This window comes from Streptomyces sp. MI02-7b, from assembly GCF_033793585.1.
Taxonomy (GTDB): domain Bacteria; phylum Actinomycetota; class Actinomycetes; order Streptomycetales; family Streptomycetaceae; genus Actinacidiphila.
Map to the genome: position 1 here is coordinate 282,970 of NZ_JARAWX010000006.1, position 18,685 is coordinate 301,654.

17 protein-coding genes and 1 pseudogene are annotated in these 18,685 nt (G+C 72.5%); 12 read left to right on the plus strand and 6 right to left on the minus strand.

Annotation, left to right across the window (positions count from 1 at the left end; translation table 11 throughout):
* Positions 1–14 precede the first annotated feature (14 nt).
* Entirely contained in the window at positions 15–1,640 is a 1,626-nt protein-coding gene (locus PV364_RS12365; protein WP_319659928.1) for a M4 family metallopeptidase, read from the plus strand.
* A gap of 39 nt (positions 1,641–1,679) precedes the next feature.
* Here the strand turns inward: PV364_RS12365 and PV364_RS12370 are convergent, their stop codons facing one another.
* Complete coding sequence (locus tag PV364_RS12370; RefSeq protein WP_319659929.1) at positions 1,680–2,900, minus strand: MFS transporter; 1,221 nt, start codon at positions 2,898–2,900, stop codon at positions 1,680–1,682.
* Positions 2,901–2,981: 81 nt separating this feature from the next.
* Between PV364_RS12370 and PV364_RS12375 the strand changes: the two genes are divergently transcribed.
* A complete protein-coding gene (locus PV364_RS12375) occupies positions 2,982–3,959 on the plus strand; it encodes a DUF5937 family protein (RefSeq protein WP_319659930.1) in 978 nt (325 codons plus the stop codon).
* Here PV364_RS12375 and PV364_RS12380 read toward each other — a convergent pair.
* The 3 genes and pseudogenes from PV364_RS12380 to PV364_RS12390 form a co-directional block, all read right to left on the minus strand.
* A pseudogene (locus PV364_RS12380) lies at positions 3,891–4,211 on the minus strand (hypothetical protein); the annotation flags it as partial. The gene PV364_RS12375 and the pseudogene PV364_RS12380 overlap by 69 nt on opposite strands.
* Before the next feature lie 89 nt (positions 4,212–4,300).
* A complete protein-coding gene (locus tag PV364_RS12385; protein WP_319659931.1) occupies positions 4,301–4,597 on the minus strand; it encodes an MTH1187 family thiamine-binding protein in 297 nt (98 codons plus the stop codon).
* Positions 4,594–4,956, minus strand: coding sequence for a DUF3817 domain-containing protein (locus PV364_RS12390; protein ID WP_319659932.1), 363 nt, complete (start codon positions 4,954–4,956; stop codon positions 4,594–4,596). Before PV364_RS12390 ends, PV364_RS12385 begins: the two co-directional genes overlap by 4 nt.
* 181 nt (positions 4,957–5,137) lie before the next feature.
* Between PV364_RS12390 and PV364_RS12395 the strand changes: the two genes are divergently transcribed.
* The 5 genes from PV364_RS12395 (at position 5,138) to PV364_RS12415 (ending at position 8,613) form a co-directional block, all read left to right on the plus strand.
* Positions 5,138–6,010 (plus strand): DUF2127 domain-containing protein, encoded by an 873-nt coding sequence (locus PV364_RS12395; protein WP_319660053.1) that lies wholly within the window; start codon positions 5,138–5,140, stop codon positions 6,008–6,010.
* A gap of 3 nt (positions 6,011–6,013) precedes the next feature.
* Positions 6,014–6,652 carry an AIM24 family protein gene (locus PV364_RS12400; protein ID WP_319659933.1) on the plus strand — a complete coding sequence of 213 codons (639 nt, stop codon included), beginning with the start codon at positions 6,014–6,016 and terminating at the stop codon, positions 6,650–6,652.
* On the plus strand, positions 6,652–7,302 hold the full coding sequence (locus tag PV364_RS12405) for an AIM24 family protein (protein WP_319659934.1): 651 nt from the start codon (positions 6,652–6,654) through the stop codon (positions 7,300–7,302). The genes PV364_RS12400 and PV364_RS12405 overlap by 1 nt, the downstream gene beginning before the upstream one ends.
* Positions 7,299–8,072: an AIM24 family protein gene (locus PV364_RS12410; RefSeq protein WP_319659935.1), complete on the plus strand. Its 774-nt coding sequence runs from the start codon at positions 7,299–7,301 to the stop codon at positions 8,070–8,072. The genes PV364_RS12405 and PV364_RS12410 overlap by 4 nt, the downstream gene beginning before the upstream one ends.
* A 64-nt stretch (positions 8,073–8,136) precedes the next feature.
* On the plus strand, positions 8,137–8,613 hold the full coding sequence (locus PV364_RS12415) for a MarR family winged helix-turn-helix transcriptional regulator (RefSeq protein ID WP_319659936.1): 477 nt from the start codon (positions 8,137–8,139) through the stop codon (positions 8,611–8,613).
* Positions 8,614–8,737: 124 nt separating this feature from the next.
* Here PV364_RS12415 and meaB read toward each other — a convergent pair whose 3' ends face one another.
* Positions 8,738–9,694: a methylmalonyl Co-A mutase-associated GTPase MeaB gene (gene meaB / locus PV364_RS12420; protein WP_319659937.1), complete on the minus strand. Its 957-nt coding sequence runs from the start codon at positions 9,692–9,694 to the stop codon at positions 8,738–8,740.
* A gap of 168 nt (positions 9,695–9,862) precedes the next feature.
* Positions 9,863–11,062 (minus strand): acetyl-CoA C-acetyltransferase, encoded by a 1,200-nt coding sequence (locus tag PV364_RS12425; protein WP_319659938.1) that lies wholly within the window; start codon positions 11,060–11,062, stop codon positions 9,863–9,865.
* A 148-nt stretch (positions 11,063–11,210) separates the two neighbouring features.
* Between PV364_RS12425 and mce the strand changes: the two genes are divergently transcribed.
* From mce to PV364_RS12450, 5 genes are all read left to right on the plus strand, one after another.
* Positions 11,211–11,639 carry a methylmalonyl-CoA epimerase gene (mce, locus tag PV364_RS12430; RefSeq protein ID WP_319659939.1) on the plus strand — a complete coding sequence of 143 codons (429 nt, stop codon included), beginning with the start codon at positions 11,211–11,213 and terminating at the stop codon, positions 11,637–11,639.
* 178 nt (positions 11,640–11,817) lie between these two features.
* Complete coding sequence (gene scy / locus PV364_RS12435; RefSeq protein ID WP_319660054.1) at positions 11,818–15,714, plus strand: polarized growth protein Scy; 3,897 nt, start codon at positions 11,818–11,820, stop codon at positions 15,712–15,714.
* A 103-nt stretch (positions 15,715–15,817) separates the two neighbouring features.
* Entirely contained in the window at positions 15,818–16,750 is a 933-nt protein-coding gene (locus PV364_RS12440; RefSeq protein ID WP_319659940.1) for a cellulose-binding protein, read from the plus strand.
* Positions 16,751–16,866: 116 nt separating this feature from the next.
* Positions 16,867–17,892, plus strand: coding sequence for an ABC transporter ATP-binding protein (locus tag PV364_RS12445; RefSeq protein WP_319659941.1), 1,026 nt, complete (start codon positions 16,867–16,869; stop codon positions 17,890–17,892).
* Position 17,893: 1 nt separating this feature from the next.
* Positions 17,894–18,664, plus strand: a complete 771-nt coding sequence (locus PV364_RS12450; RefSeq protein WP_319659942.1) for an ABC transporter permease — start codon at positions 17,894–17,896, stop codon at positions 18,662–18,664.
* The last annotated feature ends 21 nt before the right edge of the window (positions 18,665–18,685 follow it).

Sequence of the window (18,685 nt, forward strand, 5' to 3'; positions counted from 1 at the left end):
CACAAGGAGTCACATTGCGCAAGAAGCTGGCACTCGGCACCCTCGTGGCCGCATCGGCACTTCTGGCCGGCGGTCTCCAGTCCTTCGCGGCGACCGCGCGGCCCGCGCCGTCCGCCACCGCACTCGCCGCCTCCCACGCGAAGGCGCTCACCGACGCCCACGGCCAGGCCGCCGCGCTGGCGGGCTCCCTCGGCCTCGGCGCCCAGGAGCGGCTGACGGTCAAGGACGTCGTCGTCGACCCCGACGGCACGCGCCACCTGCGGTACGACCGCACCTACGCGGGCCTGGAGGTGCTCGGCGGCGACCTCGTGGTGCACCAGGACGAGAACGGCGCCACCCGGTCGGTCTCGCGGGCCGTCACCGCGGACATCGCCCCCGCCACCCTCACCCCGGCCGTGACGCCCTCCGCGGCCCGCGACGCGGCCGCCGCCACGGTCAAGGGACTGCTGAAGACGCCGCTGGTCAAGGGCGAGGAGCCGCTGAAGGCGGTCGGCACGGCCACCGCCCCGCAGAAGGTCGTCTGGGCCGTCAGCGGCACGCCCCGGCTCGCCTACCGGACCGTCGTCCACGGCACCCAGGCCGACGGCACCCCCAGCGAGCTCAACGTGATCACCGACGCCCGCACCGGCGCGGTGATCCAGAAGTACGAGGGCATCCAGACCGGTACCGGCACCGGCGTCCACGTGGGCTCGGTCACCCTCACCACCACCAAGTCCGGCAGCACCTTCTCGCTGAAGGACGCGAGCCGCGGCGGCATCTCCACCACGGACCTGAACAACCGCACCAGCGGCACCGGGACCACGTTCACCGACACCGACGACGTCTGGGGCAACGGCTCCGCGTCCAACCGCCAGTCGGCGGGCGTGGACGCCCAGTTCGGCGCCGCGGCCACGTGGGACTTCTACAAGAACACCTTCGGCCGCTCGGGCATCAGGAACGACGGCAAGGGCTCGGTGTCGCGCGCCCACTACGGCAGCAACTACGTCAACGCCTTCTGGGACGACAGCTGCTTCTGCATGACCTACGGCGACGGTTCGGGCAACACCCACCCGCTGACCGCGCTCGACGTCTCGGGCCACGAGATATCCCACGGCGTGACCAGCGCCACGGCGGGCCTGACCTACTCCGGCGAGTCCGGCGGCCTGAACGAGGCCACCTCCGACATCTTCGGCACGATGGTCGAGTTCAACGCCAACCTCGCCTCGGACACCCCGGACTACCTCATCGGCGAGAAGATCGACATCAACGGGGACGGCACCCCGCTGCGTTACATGGACAAGCCGTCCAAGGACGGCGCCTCCGCCGACTACTGGTCCTCCTCGGTGAAGAACCTCGACGTGCACTACTCGTCGGGCGTCGCCAACCACTTCTTCTACCTGCTCTCCGAGGGCAGCGGCGCCAAGACGATCAACGGTGTCAGCTACAACAGCCCCACGAAGAACGGCTCCACCGTCACCGGCATCGGCCGCGCCAAGGCCGCGGCCATCTGGTACCGCGCCCTGACGGTGTACTTCACCTCGTCCACCAACTACGCCAAGGCCCGCACCGCGACGCTGAACGCGGCCAAGGACCTGTACGGCAGCGGCTCCGCCGAGTACAACGCGGTCGCCGCCGCCTGGACCGGCGTCAACGTCGCCTGACGGTGGCCCGGTGACCGGCTGACCCGGCCGGCCCCCTGATCACTCGCGGTGCTGCGGACCGCCCCATACGGTCCGCAGCACCGCGAGGACGCACAGGGTGCCGATCACACAGGCCCACCCGTTCACCAGATGGACGGGCACGAACTCCGCGGCGGCGCCGGCCGCCGCCATCCCCGCCCCCTGGACCGACATCACGCCCGCCGACTGCACGGTCATCGCCCGGCCCCGCAGCCCCTCCGGGACGGCCTCGACGAACCACTGGTCCACGCCCAGGGTGCAGGCACCGGTCAGCCCGGCCACGAACATCGCGGCCAGGGACCACGGCAGCGAGGGCCGCAGCAGGAAGACGGCGTAGGGCAGCAGGGTGCACGCCACCAGCGGGCCGGCGATCCGGCCGCGGGCCGCCGGGCTCAGGTACCCGCCCGCCAGCAACTCACCGAGGACCATGCCGACCGGCATCGCCGCCATGAAGAGCCCGAGCCCTGTCGTCCCCGCCCCGACCGACTCCGCGTACGGCGCCGCCAGCGCCTCCGGGACGACGGCGAAGAACGACGGCACCCACCCGACCAGCAGCAGCGAGCGCACCCGGCGGTCGGCCAGCAGCCGTCCCGTGCCGCCACCGCCGCCATCGCGCTCCCGAGCGCCGCGCGCGGGCCGCCGCCGGGTGCCCAGGCGCAGCAGGAGCGCCGAGCCGAGGAACGCGGCCGAGGTGAGCAGCAGCGCGGCGCGCGGGGTGAGGAAGACCAGCAGGACCCCGCCGAGCCCGAACCCGACGACCTGCGCTCCCTGCGCCACGATCCGGATCAGCGAGCGCCCCAGCACGAAGGCGTCGCCCGGCAGGATGTCGGCCAGGCTCGCCGCCCGCGTCCCGGTGAACACCGGGCCGACGAGCGCCATCACGCCCCGCAGCGCGAGCAGGACGGCGATCGGCGTCCCCGGCAGCACCATCCCGGCCGCGCACGCGGCGCACAGCAGGTCGCAGAGCACCAGCACCCGGCGCGGCGGGAAGCGGTCCGCGACGCCGGCCAGCAGCGTGCCGCTGACCGCGTACGGCACGAAGCCCAGCGCGAAGGTCAGCGCCGACAGCAGCGGCGAGGCGGTGAGCCGGAACACCAGCACGGACAGCGCGATCTGGGACACGACCGTGCCCTGCAAGGACAGCACGTGCGCCGCGAAGACGGCCCGGAACTCGCGCACGGCGAAGACGGCCCGGTATCCCGCGGACGCGGCGGCGGGTACGGCGTCGGCATTCAGCGTCATGGTTCGCAGCGTGGCGGGCCGGGACCGGCCGCCGTAGTCTTTCGGCTGCAGCCGAAACTCCGCATCCCGAGGAGGTCCCCGATGCCGTTCCACCTGCGGTTCGGGCCGGACGACCTGCTGCGCTGCCGCTTCGGGATCTCCCCGCTGTGGGAGGTCGCGGGCGCGGTCCGCACGCTCAAGGAGACCCGGCTGCAGGCGTACCACGTGCCCTGGCTGCGGCAGACGGAGGCGGCGGCGCGGGAACTGGACCTCACGCCGCTGTGGCTGCTGATGCCCCGCCGCGGTCACATCCCGGACTTCCTGTGCCCGCCGCCGGGCGGCCCGCTGGCCTCCATCGAGGAGGAACTGGCCCGCATGCGGGCCACCGACCCCGGAGCCGCCCGCGACGACCTGGCCCGCTCCCTGGCCGACACCCCGGGCGTCGCGGACACCCCGCAGGGCCGCGCCATGCTCGCCGATCCGGCCCGTGCGGTGCGGGAGTTGGCCGATCTCCACGAGCGGGCCTGGCACGCGCTGATCGCTCCGTACTGGCCCCGGCTGCGCGCCGTGCTCGAGGCCGACGTCGCCTTCCGGGCCCGCCGGCTCGCGGACGACGGCCTGACCGGACTCTTCGCGGACCTGCACCCGTCGCTGAGCTGGGCGAACGGCACCCTGACGCTGCACCGCCGCACCACCGAGCACGACCGGGACCTCGGTGGCGACGGCCTGGTCCTCGCCCCCAGCGTCTTCGTCTGGCCGGACGTGGCATCGGGCTTCGACCCGCCCTGGCAGGGCACCGTCGTCTACCCGGCGCGCGGCATCGGCGGACTCTGGCAGGCCCCGCGGGCCGGCTCGGAGACCCTCGAACGCCTGCTGGGCGCCAACCGGGCCGCCATCCTCGCCGGTCTCGGCGAACCGGCGACGACCACCGCACTGGCCCACCGCCACGGCCTCGCCCTGTCGTCCGTGTCCTCCCACCTGTCGGTGCTCCGCGACGCGGGCCTGCTCACCTCACGCCGCTACAGCCACCAGGTCCTCTACGAGCGCACCCCACTGGGCACCGCCCTGACGGGCGACTGAGCGCCGCAGCCGCGCCCGTACCGCCCGCTGGGCGACGGGGCCGAGTTCCTCCAGAGCGCCGGCCAGAGCCGCGACCTGCTCGACCGCGGCGAAGGCGCGCTCGGCGCCCTCGGGGTCGACGCCCTCGTACAGCTCCAGTCCCACGAAGCCCGCCGCCACGGCCTTGGCGAACCCCGCGGTGTCCACGAACTCGGCGAGCGGGGTGCCGCCCAGGACCCGGGCGAGCACCTGCTCGATCTCCCGCGTCCACAGCGACCGCTCAAGACGTGTGCGGGCGCAAAAGACGCCGGGCGGGCTGGATGTCCAGCCCGCCCCGGCGTTCGTTCCGGGATGGCTTCCCGCTACTCGCCCGCGAGGTACCGCTCGACGGTGGCGACCTTCGAGGTCAGTCCGTCCGTGACGCCCGGCCGGATGTCGGCCTTGAGGACGAGGGAGACCCGGGGGGCGCGGGCCTCGACGGCGGCGACGGCGCGGCGGACGACGTCCATGACCTCGTCCCACTCGCCCTCGATCGAGGTGAACATCGCGTCGGTGCGGTTGGGCAGCCCCGACTCGCGGACCACGCGGACCGCGTCCGCGACGTACTCACCGACGTCCTCGCCGACGCCGACCGGGCTGACGGAGAAGGCGACGATCATGCCTCGGCCGCCCCTCGCCCGAGGTCCTTGAGCTCCTTGCGGGCACGGGCGGCGATCACGCTGTCCTCGGCCTCGCGGCGCAGCCTGCGCTCGGCGAAGAAGCCGCCGGTGGGCAGGACGGACAGCAGGAAGTAGAGCGCGGCGCGGCCGATCGACCACTTGGCGCGGACCCACGCGTCCAGCCAGAACAGGACGTAGAGGATGAACAGGACGCCGTGGACCGCCCCCATGACGGGGACCGCGTTGAAGTCCGTGGTGCGCTTGAGCACCGAGCAGATCAGCAGCAGCAGGAAGGACACCGCCTCCGGGGCGGAGACCAGGCGGAGCCGGTTCAGGGCGGATGCGGTCTTGACGTCCACGGGACCTCACTAACGGGGCAGGGGCGAGCGGCGGAGCGGTCGGTACGGCGCCGGGGCGATTGTGAATGTGCTCACAAGGGCCCTGGCCATTATCACCCCACCCCCGCGCCGCCCCGCGCCCGGGGCCGGGTGCGGCGCGGACCGGATGAACCAAGTACGCCTCCCCGGCGTCCTGCACCACATGACGTTCGACTGGGACCGCCGGCACTGCGCCCGGCGCGGGCACATCACGTACGCGCCCGACGAGACGCACCTGCGCGAGCGACTGCGTGCCGAGACCGCGCTCGGCGAGGTGTGGCGCTGCCTGCGCTGCGGGGACTTCGCGCTCGGCGAGCCGCACGGCTCGGGGCCCGCTGACCGCGCGCCCGAGGTGCCGCGCGGCCGCGCGCTGCGCGATCTGTTCATCCTGCGCTTCCTGGCCGTGGAACGGATGCTGCGCGGCCTGTTCATCGTGCTCGCGGCCTGGGCGGTGTGGCGCTTCAGCAACTCGCAGGACGCGGTGCGCCGCTTCTTCGAGGAGAACCTGACGGTCCTCCGCCCGGTCTTCGAGCACTTCCACTACGACCTCGACCACTCCCCCGTGGTCGACACCATCCGCAGAACCTTCGAGTACCGGCACTCGACGCTGCTGATCGTGGCCGGGGCGCTGCTGCTGTACGCGCTGATCGAGATCGTCGAGGCGGTCGGTCTGTGGGCGGCGAAGCGGTGGGCGGAGTACCTGACCGTCGTGGCGACTGCCGCCTTCCTGCCGCTGGAGATCTGGGAGCTGACCGAGAAGGTCAGCTACCTCAAGATCGGCACGCTGCTGCTCAACATTCTCGCCGTCCTCTACATCCTGCTGTCCAAGCGGCTGTTCGGGCTGCGCGGCGGTCACGCCGCCTTCGAGGCCGAGCGGCGCGGCGCCTCACTGCTGGAGGTCGAGGAGGCGGCGGGCGCCGCCGGCCCGTCCGGCGCGTCCGACGCACCCGGCACACCCGACGCGCCCGACACATCCGGTGAATCCCCTGTGACGAGGACCCTGGTGACGGGTTCCTCCCGGACGGATACGGTCTGACCCGTGGCTCAGTTTCGATTGCAGGGCAGCAAGGTGCTCGCCGTGGACATGGCCGGCGACGCCGTGAAGGCGAAGAACGGCTCGATGGTCGCCTACGACGGCCAGATGCAGTTCAAGAAGATGTCCGGTGGTGGCGAGGGTCTGCGCGGCATGGTGACCCGGCGCCTCACCGGCGAGTCGATGGAGGTCATGGAGGTACGGGGGCAGGGCACCTGCTACTTCGCCGACCGCGCGAGCGAGATCAACCTCGTCCGCCTGAACGGCGAGAAACTGTACGTCGAGGCCAGCAACCTGCTGGCGACCGAGGCGACGCTGCGCACCGGCACCACCTTCACCGGGCTGCGCGGCGCCTCCCAGGGCAACGGCCTGTTCACCACAACGGTGGAGGGCATGGGCCAGGCGGCGATCATGTCCGACGGGCCCGCCGTGGTGCTGCGCGTGGCCCCCGGCATGCCGCTGCAGGTCGACCCGGGCGCCTATGTGGCGCACACCGGCAACCTGCAGCAGCACTTCCAGGCCGGCATCGGCTGGCGCGCCATGATCGGCGAGTCCGGCGGCGAGTCCTTCCAGATCCGCTTCGAGGGCGACGGCCTGGTGTACGTCCAGCCCAGCGAGCGCAACACGGTCGGGGGGCAGATCTGATGCCGTTCACACGGATCAACTCCAAGATGGTCGAGGCCCAGGTGCTCCCCGGCCAGCGGCTGTTCAGCCAGCGGGGCGCGATGCTCGCGTACCGGGGGAACGTCTCCTTCACCCCCAACATCCAGGGCGGGCAGGGCGGCATCGGCTCGATGATCGGCCGCCGGATGGCGGGCGAGGCGACACCGCTGATGACCGTCGAGGGCCATGGCTCGGTGATGTTCGGGCACGGCGGCCACCATGTGCACTGCATCGACCTGACCGGCGACACCCTCTACGTCGAGGCGGACCGCCTGCTGGCCTTCGACGGCACCCTGCGCCAGGGCACCATGTTCATGGGCTCGCAGGGCGGTGTCATGGGCGTCATCCGCGGCCAGGTGACCGGCCAGGGCCTGTTCACCACGACGTTGCAGGGCCAGGGCGCGGTCGCGGTGATGGCGCACGGCGGCGTCATCGAGCTGCCGATCTCCCCGCAGCGCCCGGTGCACGTCGACCCGCAGGCGTACGTGGCCCACCGCGGCGACGTCCGCAACAAGCTGTCCGCCGCGCTCGGCTGGCGGGACATGGTGGGCCGCGGCTCCGGCGAGGCGTTCCAGCTGGAGCTGTCGGGGCAGGGCACGGTCTACGTACAGGCGAGCGAGGAGAAACTGTGAGCACCGGACCGGTCGTCCACGACCCGTACACCCTGCCGGTCGACGACAACGTCAACCCGTACGCCTTCAGCGTGGACCTCAAGGGCCAGTGGTTCCTGCAGAAGGGGAAGATGATCGCCTACTACGGGCAGATCTCCTTCCACGGCATCGGCCACGGCGCCCTCGACGGCCTCATCCGCGCCAACTTCCACTCCCCGCTGCACGCTTCGGACTGGGTGGTCGCCGAGGGCCAGGGCAAGATGATCCTCGCCGACCGGGCCTTCGACGTGAACTCCTACGACCTGGAGGACGGCAACCTCACCATCCGGTCGGGGAACCTGCTCGCCTTCCAGCCGGGGCTGGCGCTCAAGCAGTCGATCATCCCGGGCTTCCTGACCCTCATCGGGACGGGGAAGTTCGTCGCCGCCTCCAACGGCGCGGTGCACTTCGTCGAGCCCCCGGTCCGGGTGGACCCGCAGGCCCTGGTGGGCTGGGCGGACTGCCCGTCGCCCTGCCACCACTACGACCACGGGTACATGCGCGGCGTGCTGGGCGGACTGCGGGCGCTGACCGGCATCGGCGGCACCTCGGGCGAGGAGCACCAGTTCGAGTTCGTGGGCGCGGGCCAGGTGCTGCTGCAGTCCACGGAGGTGCTGATGCCCGAGCAGGCGACCGGCGCGGTCCCGCACGAGGCCGGCGTCCCGGGCGCGGGGACCGGCGCCCCTGGCGGGGCGGGCGCGCCGCGGCTGCCGGGTCAACTGGGCGACCTGCAACGCCGTTTCGGACTGTGACCGCGCGGACACGCAACAGGACCCCGAATAATACGGATTTCAACATTCTGGGTATAATTCCAGCATGGAGACTGAGAGCGGCACCATCTGGCTGACCGGCGACGAGCAGCGCACCTGGCGCACCCACCTGGAGGTCAGCAAACTGCTGACCCACCAGCTCGAACGGGACCTGCAGCCGTTCGGTCTGACCTACAACGACTACGAGATCCTGGTCAACCTCTCCGAGTCCCCCGAGCGCCGTATGCGGATGAGCGACCTCGCCCGCGCGACGCTGCAGTCCAAGAGCCGGCTGTCCCACCAGATCAGCCGGATGGAGACCGCGGGCCTGGTCCGCCGGGAGAACTGCGAGTCCGACCGGCGCGGGCTGTTCGCCGTCCTCACCGAGGAGGGCTGGGAGACCATGCGCAAGGTCGCCCCGCACCACGTGGCGGCCGTGCGGGAGCACTTCATCGACCTGCTCCCGGCGGAGGACCTGGTGGCGCTGCGCAAGGCGCTGGCCCCGGTCGCGGAGCACCTGCGCGCGGTGCGCGGACGCGTCTGACCCACCGGCCCGCCGGGCGGCGCCGCGCGCGCCGGCCCGGACGGGCCGCTCGGGCCCGGGCCGCTCCCGTCTCCGCCCGGCCGCTCAGGGCCGGCGTCAGGTCCGCCCGGTCACGTCCGGCCGGTCAGGCCCGCTCGGTCAGACCCGCGACCAACTCGTCCGCCGCCGCGTACGGATCCAGCTCGCCGGCGACGATGCGCTCGGCCAGGGCGCCCAGCCGGCGGTCGCCGTGCAGGTCGCCGATCCGCTCGCGCAACGCCGTCACGGCGATGTGCTCGACCTCCAGGGCGGCCCGGCGCATCCGCCGCTCCGCCAGCACGCCGTGCTCCTCCATCCAGGCCCGGTGCTTCTCCAGGGCCTCGACGACCTCGTCGATCCCCTCGCCGCGGGCGGCGACCGTCTTGACGATCGGCGGCCGCCAGTCGCCCGCCTGCCGTGCCTCGCCCAGGCCCAGCATGTGGTTGAGCTCGCGGGCGGTGGCATCGGCGCCGTCCCGGTCGGCCTTGTTGACCACGTAGACGTCGCCGATCTCCAGGATCCCGGCCTTCGCGGCCTGGATGCCGTCACCCATCCCCGGCGCGAGCAGCACCACCGCGGTGTCCGCCTGGGCCGCGATCTCCACCTCCGACTGCCCGACGCCGACCGTCTCCACGAGGATCACCTCGCAGCCCGCCGCGTCCAGCACCCGGATCGCCTGCGGCGCGGCCCACGCGAGGCCGCCCAGATGGCCGCGGGTGGCCATGGAACGGATGTAGACCCCCGGGTCGGAGGCGTGGTCGCTCATCCGGACCCGGTCGCCCAGCAGGGCGCCCCCGCTGAACGGCGACGAGGGGTCCACCGCGAGCACCCCGACCCGCTTCCCGGCCCGGCGGTAGGCCGAGACCAGCGCCGAGGTCGAGGTCGACTTGCCGACACCGGGCGAACCGGTCAGCCCGACCACGTACGCGCCGCCGGCCAGCGGCGCGAGGGCCGCCATCACCTCACGCAGCTGCGGGGACGCCCCCTCCACCAGCGAGATCAGCCGGGCGACCGCCCTCGGGCGGCCCTGCCGCGCCTGCTCCACCAGGGTGGGGACGTCCATCACTGCGTGCTCCTCCTTGTCGAGGGCTCGGTTCGCCTCCGAGGCGCTCGGAGCGCCTGCCGGCAGTCGATCATGCTCGGCCCCCCGTTCCCCGGGGCCTGCGCGTGTTCTCCTCCTCGGCGGGCGCCGCGCCCCTTCGGCTCACTTGCCCACAGGGTGTGCCGGGTGTCAGTTGGCCGGGACGCGGATGATCAGCGCGTCGCCCTGACCGCCGCCACCGCACAGCGCCGCCGCGCCGACGCCGCCGCCGCGGCGCTTGAGCTCCAGCGCCAGGTGGAGCACCAGGCGGGCGCCGGACATGCCGATCGGGTGGCCGAGGGCGATGGCGCCACCGTTGACGTTCACCTTTTCAGGTGTCACGCCCAGGTCCTTCATGGACTGCACGGCCACCGCGGCGAACGCCTCGTTGATCTCGATGAGGTCCAGGTCGGCCACGGTGAGGCCGCCCTTCTTCAGCGCGTGCGCGATGGCGTTCGACGGCTGCGACTGGAGCGAATTGTCCGGTCCGGCCACGTTGCCGTGGGCGCCGATCTCGGCAAGCCACTCCAGACCCAGTTCCTCGGCCTTCTCCTTGCTCATCACGACCACCGCGGCGGCGCCGTCGGAGATCTGCGAGGAGGAGCCGGCCGTGATGGTGCCCTCCTTGCTGAACGCGGGGCGCAGCTTGCCCAGGGACTCGACCGTGGTCTCGGCCCGGATGCCCTCGTCCTTGCTGAAGACCACCGGGTCGCCCTTGCGCTGCGGGACCTCCACCGGGGTGATCTCGGCGTCGAACAGGCCGTTCTTCTGGGCGGCCGCCGCACGCTGGTGGGACAGGGCCGCGATCTCGTCCTGCTCGGCGCGGGCGATGCCCAGGCGGGTGTTGTGCTTCTCCGTCGACTCGCCCATGGCGATGTTCTCGAAGGAGTCGGTCAGGCCGTCGTGGGCCATCGCGTCCAGCATCTGCACGGCGCCGTACTTGAAGCCCTCGCGGGACTTCGGCAGCAGGTGCGGCGCGTTGGTCATCGACTCCTGGCCGCCGGCCACCACGACGTCGAACTCACCCGCGCGGATCAACTGGTCCGCCAGCGCGATCGCGTCCAGTCCCGACAGGCAGACCTTGTTGATGGTGAGCGCCGGAACGCTCATCGGGATGCCGGCCTTGACCGCGGCCTGGCGGGCGGGAATCTGCCCGGCGCCGGCCTGCAGCACCTGGCCCATGATCACGTACTCGACCTGGTCGCCGGCGATGCCCGCCCGGTCCAGGGCCGCGTTGATGGCGAGGGCGCCGAGCTCGGCGCCGGAGAAGCTGCGGAGCGAGCCGAGCAGGCGGCCCATCGGAGTGCGGGCGCCCGCGACGATCACGGACGTACGTGCCTGGCTGGTCATGACGCGGCCCCTTTGCACGGAGGGTGGGTTAACGATGGTTTCACGAGGGTGGTGTCAATGTACTGAGCGGTACGGCGGCGGTCACGAGGCGGACGGTGTGATCGCGGGCACGTTGCGTGACCATGCGCACCGGCGGTCCACTGGAGTCATGCTGACTCGAATCGATCACATCGGTATCGCATGTTTCGACCTCGACACGACCGTCGAGTTCTACCGTGCCACGTACGGCTTCGAGGTGTTCCACACCGAGGTCAACGAGGAGCAGGGCGTCCGCGAGGCCATGCTGAAGATCAACGAGACCTCGGACGGCGGCGCGTCCTACCTGCAGCTGCTGGAACCGACCCGCGAGGACTCCACGGTCGCGAAGTGGCTGGCCAAGAACGGTGAGGGCGTCCACCACATCGCCTTCGGCACCGAGGACGTGGACGGGGACGCCGCGGCCGTGCGGGACAAGGGCGTGCGGGTGCTGTACGACAGCCCGCGCACCGGCACGATGGGGTCCCGGATCACCTTCCTGCACCCCAAGGACTGCCACGGGGTTCTCACCGAGCTCGTCACCTCGTCCAAGGAGCACTGACCGGAGCCGACTCGCCCCGGTAGAGTGGCGGGGCGACCCCGGGGTGGGCTGGGGTACCTGCCCGCGCCTCGGCGTGGGATCGGACACAATTCTCCGTAAGGCTCCGCGGTGAACGGGGCCCCGGGGAATCTCACTCGGTTGGCGGGTGGGTACACCAGGAGACGGATGGGACCGCGGAGTGCGGGGCTACGACCGCTACGAGGTTGAGGAAGACCACCTCTCGCAGTTCGAGGCCGAGATGGAGCGGCTTCGGAAAGAGCGGGACAAGGTCGTCCAGCATGCCGACGACCTCGGATACCAGGTCGAGGTGTTGCGCGCCAAGCTGCACGAGGCGCGACGCAACCTCGCGACCCGTCCTGCCTACGACAACATGGGTCTGCAGGCGGACCAACTGCTGCGCAACGCCCAGATCCAGGCCGACCAGCTGCGCGCCGACGCCGAACGGGAGTTGCGCGAGGCCCGCGCCGCCACCCAGCGGCTGCTCCAGGAGCAGGCCGAGCACCAGTCGCGCGTGGAGGCCGAGTGGCACGCCGAGGCCGTCGCCCGGCGCCGCCGCCTGGACGAGGAGCTGGCCGAGCGCCGGACCAACGTCGAGAGCCACGTCAACGAGAACGTCGCCTGGGCGGAACAGCTGCGCGCCCGCGCCGAGTCCCAGGCCCGGCGGCTCATGGAGGAGACCCGGGCCGAGTCGGAGGCGGCGCTGGCCGCCGCCCGCGCCGAGGCCCAGCGGATCGCCGAGGGTGCCCGCGACCGGCTGGAGTCCGAGGGCTCGGCGGCCCGCGCCGAGGCGGAGCAGTTGCTGCGCCGGGCCCGCGCGGACGCCGAGCGCCTGCTCAACGCCGCCGCCAACCAGGCCCAGGAGGCCACCTCCCAGGCCGAGCAGCTGCGCACGTCCACCCGCAGCGACACCGAGAACGCCCGCAGCCACGCGGCCGAACTCACCCGGGCCGCCGAGGAGAAGCTGCGCGAGGCCGAGGAGAAGCTCCGCGAGGCGCAGAGCGAGTCCGAACGGCTCCGTGAGGAGGCGGCGAGCAACGCCGCCAAGCGGCTGTCCGTCGTGGACGCCGACAACGAGCAGCGCACCCGCACCGCCAAGGCCGAGGTCGCCCGCCTGGTCGCGGAGGCGACCAAGGAGGCGGAGGCCGCCAAGGCCGAGGCCGAGCAGGTCGTCGCGGACGCCAAGGCCGAGGCCGATCGCGTGCTCGCCAACGCCCAGGAGACCGCCAAGTCCGAGGCGGCCGAGGACGCCGCGGCCGCGCTGGCCAAGGCGGCCCGCACCGCCGAGGAAGTCCTCACCAAGGCCACCGAGGACGCCCGCGCCACCACCCGTGCGGCGAGCGAGGAGGCCGAGCGCATCCGCCGCGAGGCGGAGTCCGAGGCGGAGCGGCTGCGCGGCCAGGCCGAGGAGTCGGCCGAGCAACTGCTCGGCACGGCCAAGGACGACACCAAGGAGTACCGGGCCAAGACGGTCGAGCTGCAGGAGGAGGCGCGCCGGCTGCGCGGCGAGGCCGAGCAGCTGCGCGCCGAGGCGGTCGCCGAGGGCGAGCGCATCCGCGGCGAGGCCCGGCGCGAGGCCGTCCAGCAGATCGAGGAGGCGGCCCGCTCCGCCGAGGAGCTGCTGACCAAGGCCAAGGCCGACGCGGCCGCGCACCGGCAGACCGCCAACGCCGAGTCCGACCGGGTCCGCACCGAGGCCATCGAGCGGGCCGCGGGGCTGCGCCGCCAGGCCGACGAGCTGCTGGAGCGCGCCCACGGCGAGGCCGGGCAGCTGCGCGAGGAGGCGCAGCAGCAGGCCGACCAGGTGCGGGCGGACGCCGAGGCGGCCGGCGCCGCGCTGCGCGAGGAGGCCGAACGCGGCGCCGAGCGGCTGCGCGACGAGGCCGAGGCCGATCTGGTCCGGCAGCGCGAGGAGGCCGAGCGGCGCATCACCGCCGCCGAGGACGCGCTGCGCGAGGCCCGCACCGAGGCCGACCGGCTGCGCCGCGAGGCCGCCGAGGAGGTCGCCGCGCTGCGCGCGGAGGCGGCAGAGCGGGTGCGCACCCTGCAGGAGCAGGCCGAGCAGGACACCCTGCGGCTGCGTGACGAGGCGGCCGCCGATGCCTCGCAGAGCCGTGCCGAGGCCGAGCAGGCCGCCGTTCGGCTGCGCGGCGAGGCCGCTGCCGAGGCCGAACAGCTGCGCACCGAGGCGCAGGAGACCGCCGACCGGGTGCGGGCCGAGGCCCAGGAGACCGCGGGCCGGCTGCGTGCCGAGGCCGCCGAGGCGCTGTCCGCCGCCCAGGAGGAGGCCGGCCGGCGCCGCCGCGAGGCCGAGGAACTGCTGGGCGCGGCGCGCGGCGAGGCCGAGCAGGAGCGCGCGCAAGCCCGCCAGGAGAGCGACGAGCTGCTGGCCAGCGCCCGCAAGCGGGTGGAGGAGGCCGGTGCCGAGGCCGCCAGGCTGGTCGCCGAGGCCGAGCGGCACGCCGCGGAGCTGATCGGCGCGGCCGAGACGACCGCCCAGCAGGTGCGGGACTCGGTCAACGGGCTCCACGAGCAGGCCGAGGAGGAGATCGCCGGGCTGCGCTCGGCCGCGGAGCACGCGGCGGAGCGCCTGCGGAGCGAGGCGCAGGAGGGCGCCGACCGGCTGCACGCGGAGGCCAACGCCGAGCGGGAGCGGGCCGGCGAGGACGCGTCCCGGATGCGCCGGGAGGCGCAGGAGGAGGCCGAGTCCGCCCGCCAGCTGGCCGATCGCACCGTCACCGAGGCGATCGAGGAGGCCGACGCGCTGCGGGCGGAGACCCGCGAGGAGGCCAACCGCCTTCGCGTGGACGCCGCCGAGCAGGTGGACCGGCTGCTGTCGGAGGCGGTCGAGGAGGCCGACCGGCTGCGTGCCGAGGCCGGCACTCAGGCCGAGGAGATGCTCGGCAAGGCGCAGCGCGACGCGGAGCGCCTCGGCATCCTGGCCAAGGACGCCCTGGAGAGCGCCGAGCGGGACGCCGTGGAGCGCCGCCGGGCCGCCGAGGAGGCGCTGGGCACCGCGGAGGCGGAGTCCCGCCGCCTGCTGGACGAGGCCAGGAACGAGGCCAACAAGCGCCGGACGGAGGCCGCCCAGCAGGCCGACCAGCTCATCGGCAAGGCGCGGACGGAGGCCGAGCGGCTCGGCATCCTCGCCAAGGACGCCCTGGAGTCGGCGGAACGGGACGCGGAGGCGGCCCGTGCGGAGTCCGACCGGATGCGCGACGAGGCCCGCGAGGACGCCAACAAGCGCCGCGGCGAGGCCGCCGCCCAGGCGGACGAGCTGATCTCCGGCGCCCAGGCCGAGGCCCGGAAGATCGGCGCCGCGGCCGAGGAGCAGGCCGACACCATGGTGGGCGCCGCCCGCAAGGAGGCCGACCGGATCGTCAGCGAGGCCACCAACGAGGGCAACGGCCTGGTGGAGCGGGCCCGTACCGACTCCGACACCATGCTGGAGGAGGCCCGCCGGGACGCCACCGCCATAAGGGAGCGGTCGCAGGAACTGCGCCAGCGCGTCGAGGCGGAGGTCGAGGAGCTGCACGAGCGGGCCCGCGCGGAGGCCGCCGCCACGATGAAGTCGGCGGGCGAGCGTGTGGACAAGCTGGTGGAGGCCGCCACCGAGCAGCTGTCCAAGGCCGAGGCGAAGGCGCGCGAGCTGGTCTCCGACGCCGAGGCGCAGGCCGAGGAGACCCGGTCGACCGCGAGCGCGGAGGCCAGCAAGGTCCGCATCGCGGCGGTGAAGAAGGCCGAGGAACTCCTCAAGGGCGCCGAGCAGAAGAAGGTCGACACCGAGCGGGACGCGGAGCGGCTGCGTGCCGAGGCGCGCACCGAGGCCGAGAGGATCGTCACGGAGGGTAAGCGCGAGCTGGAGGTGCTGGCCCGGCGTCGCCAGGACATCAACGCGGAGATCACCCGCGTGCAGGATGTCCTTGAGGCACTGGAGTCATTCCAGACGCCGCTCGACGGGGGAAAGAGCAACAGTCAGAACGGCACACAGAACGGTAAGAACACGGTCGCCGCCGGGGCGGCGTCCGGAACCACCCGAACAGGGGGCAAGCGGTCCGACGATGCACCACTCGATTGAGCGGTCATTGTGCACAGTTACTGGACAGTGACTCGATGACACGCCGCCCCGGCCCCTAGGATTCCCTCTAACACCCCACCCGGTCTGAATTGACAGGAACCCCATGAGCGACACTTCCTCCCCCTTCGGCTTCGAGCTCGTGCGGCGCGGATACGACCGCGGGCAGGTGGACGACCGCATCACCAAGCTGGTCGCCGACCGTGACAGCGCACTGGCCAGGATCAACGCGCTGGAGAAGCGCATCGAGGAACTGCACCTCGAGACCCAGAACGCTCAGGCGCAGGTCAATGACGCCGAGCCGTCCTACGCCGGTCTCGGTGCACGCGTCGAGAAGATCCTCCGTCTCGCCGAGGAAGAGGCGAAGGATCTGCGCGAGGAGGCGCGCCGCGCCGCCGAGCAGCACCGCGAGCTGGCCGAGTCCGCCGCCGCCCAGGTGCGCAACGACGCGGAGTCCTACGCCACCGACCGCAAGGCCAAGGCCGAGGACGAGGGCGAGCGCATCGTCGAGAAGGCCAAGGGTGAGGCCGGCCAGATGCGCGCCGACGCGCAGAAGGACGCTCAGGCCAAGCGCGAGGAGGCGGACGCCCTCTTCGAGGAGACCCGCGCCAAGGCGGCCCAGGCCGCGGCCGACTTCGAGACCAACCTCGCCAAGCGCCGTGAGCAGTCCGAGCGCGACCTGGCGTCCCGTCAGGCCAAGGCCGAGAAGCGCCTCGCCGAGATCGAGCACCGCGCCGAGCAGCTCCGCATCGAGGCCGAGAAGCTGCGCACCGACGCCGAGCGCCGTGCCCGTCAGACGGTCGAGACCGCGCAGCGCCAGGCCGAGGACATCGTCGCCGACGCGAACGCCAAGGCGGACCGCATCCGCAGCGAGTCCGAGCGCGAGCTGGCGGCCCTCACCAACCGCCGCGACAGCATCAACGCCCAGCTGACCAACGTCCGCGAGATGCTGGCCACGCTGACCGGTGCGGCCGTCGCCGCGGCCGGCGCCCCCGCCGACGACGAGCCCGTCTCGCGCGGCGTCCCGGCCCAGCGCTGAACGCGCCCCGCGTCCGGACCGACTGAGCCCCCTGCCTTTCGGCAGGGGGCTCGGGCACTATCGGGGGCCCGCATTCCGGGTGCACCGGCCGCGGTGGCACCAGTACCCTATGCGGCATGATCGAGCTGCAGGGGCTGACGAAACGGTACGGTGACAAGACCGCCGTGGACGACCTCACCTTCACGGTGCGGCCCGGCGTGGTGACCGGTTTCCTCGGTCCCAACGGCGCCGGGAAGTCGACCACGATGCGCATGATGCTGGACCTGGACAATCCGACCAGCGGAAGCATCCGCATCGACGGCAAGCACTACCGCGAGCTGAACGAACCTCTGCAGCACATCGGTGCGCTGCTGGAGGCCAAGGCCATCCACGGGGGCCGCACGGCGCACAACCACCTGCTGTGCCTCGCCCAGTCCAACCGCATCCCGGCCCGCAGGGTGGACGAGGTGCTGGAGATCGTCGGTCTCTCCTCGGTCGCCAAGAAGCGCTCCAAGGGCTTCTCCCTCGGCATGGGCCAGCGCCTCGGCATCGCCGCGGCACTGCTCGGCGACCCCGAGATCCTGATGTTCGACGAGCCGGTCAACGGACTCGACCCCGAGGGCATCCACTGGATCCGCAATCTGATGAAGAGCCTGGCGGCCCAGGGCCGGACCATCTTCGTCTCCAGCCACCTCATGAGCGAGATGGCGCTGACCGCCGAGCACCTGATCGTGATCGGCCGCGGCAAGCTGATGGCGGACACGACGATGGCCGACTTCATCGCCGAGAACTCCCGCTCCTATGTGCGGGTCCGCACGCCCGAGCCGGAGAAGCTCAAGGACGTGCTGACCGGCGCGTCGATCACGCCCCTGATCACCGACGACGGCGCCTTCGAGATCGAGGGCGCGGAGACCGCGAAGATCGGTGAGCTCGCCGCGCGGCACCAGTTGGTGCTGCACGAGCTGAGCCCGCAGCGCGCCTCCCTGGAAGAGGCCTTCATGCGCCTGACCGCCGAGTCGGTCGAGTACCAGGCGGGCATCCCCGGACAACCGGTGGACGGGTCCGTGGCGGCGGCGGCCGGCGCCGTTCCCGCCGCGACAGCCGCGACGACGCCCGCGCCTGCCTGGGGCGCCGAATGGCAGAAGAAGAAGGAGAAGTCCTGACATGGCGGCACCGAGCGCGGTTCTGCAGTCCGAGTGGACCAAGGTCAAGTCGGTCCGCTCGACGGTGTGGACGCTGGCGTCCGCACTCCTCGTCACCGTCGTCATCAGCGGACTGATCTGCCTGCTGATCGCCTCCCAGTGGGAGCACGCCTCCGAGCAGGATCTGCGGAGCTTCGACGCGACGAACACGAGCTTCGCCGGGCTGATCCTCGGCCAGCTGGCCCTGATCGTCTTCGGCGTCCTGGTCGTCACCGGTGAGTACAGCACCGGCATGATCCGCACCTCGCTCGCCGCGGTCCCGCAGCGCGCCACGTTCTACCTGTCGAAGGTCGCGGTCACCGGCGCCCTGGCCCTCGTCGTGGGGATGGCCACCAGCTTCCTGACCTTCTTCGTCGGCCAGGCCCTGCTCGGCTCGCACAGCACCTCCATCTCGGAGGACGGCGTGCTGCGCGCGGTCGTCGGCGGCGGTCTCTACATGACGCTGATGGTGCTGTTCTCGGTGGGCGTCGCGATGATGCTGCGCAGCCCCATGCTGTCGCTGGGCATCCTGATGCCCTTCTTCTTCCTGGTCTCGGCGATCCTCGCGAACGTCCCCAAGGCCAAGACCGTGGCCCAGTACTTCCCCGACCAGGCCGGCTCCAAGGTCCTGCAGGTGGTCTCGACCGGCGACGCGCGCCCGTACGGGCCCTGGGGCGGTCTGGGCATCATGGCCCTGTGGGTGATCGCCTCGCTCGTCGGCGGGTACCTGGTCCTGAAGAAGCGCGACGCCTGACCGGCTCCCGGCCCCGAGGGA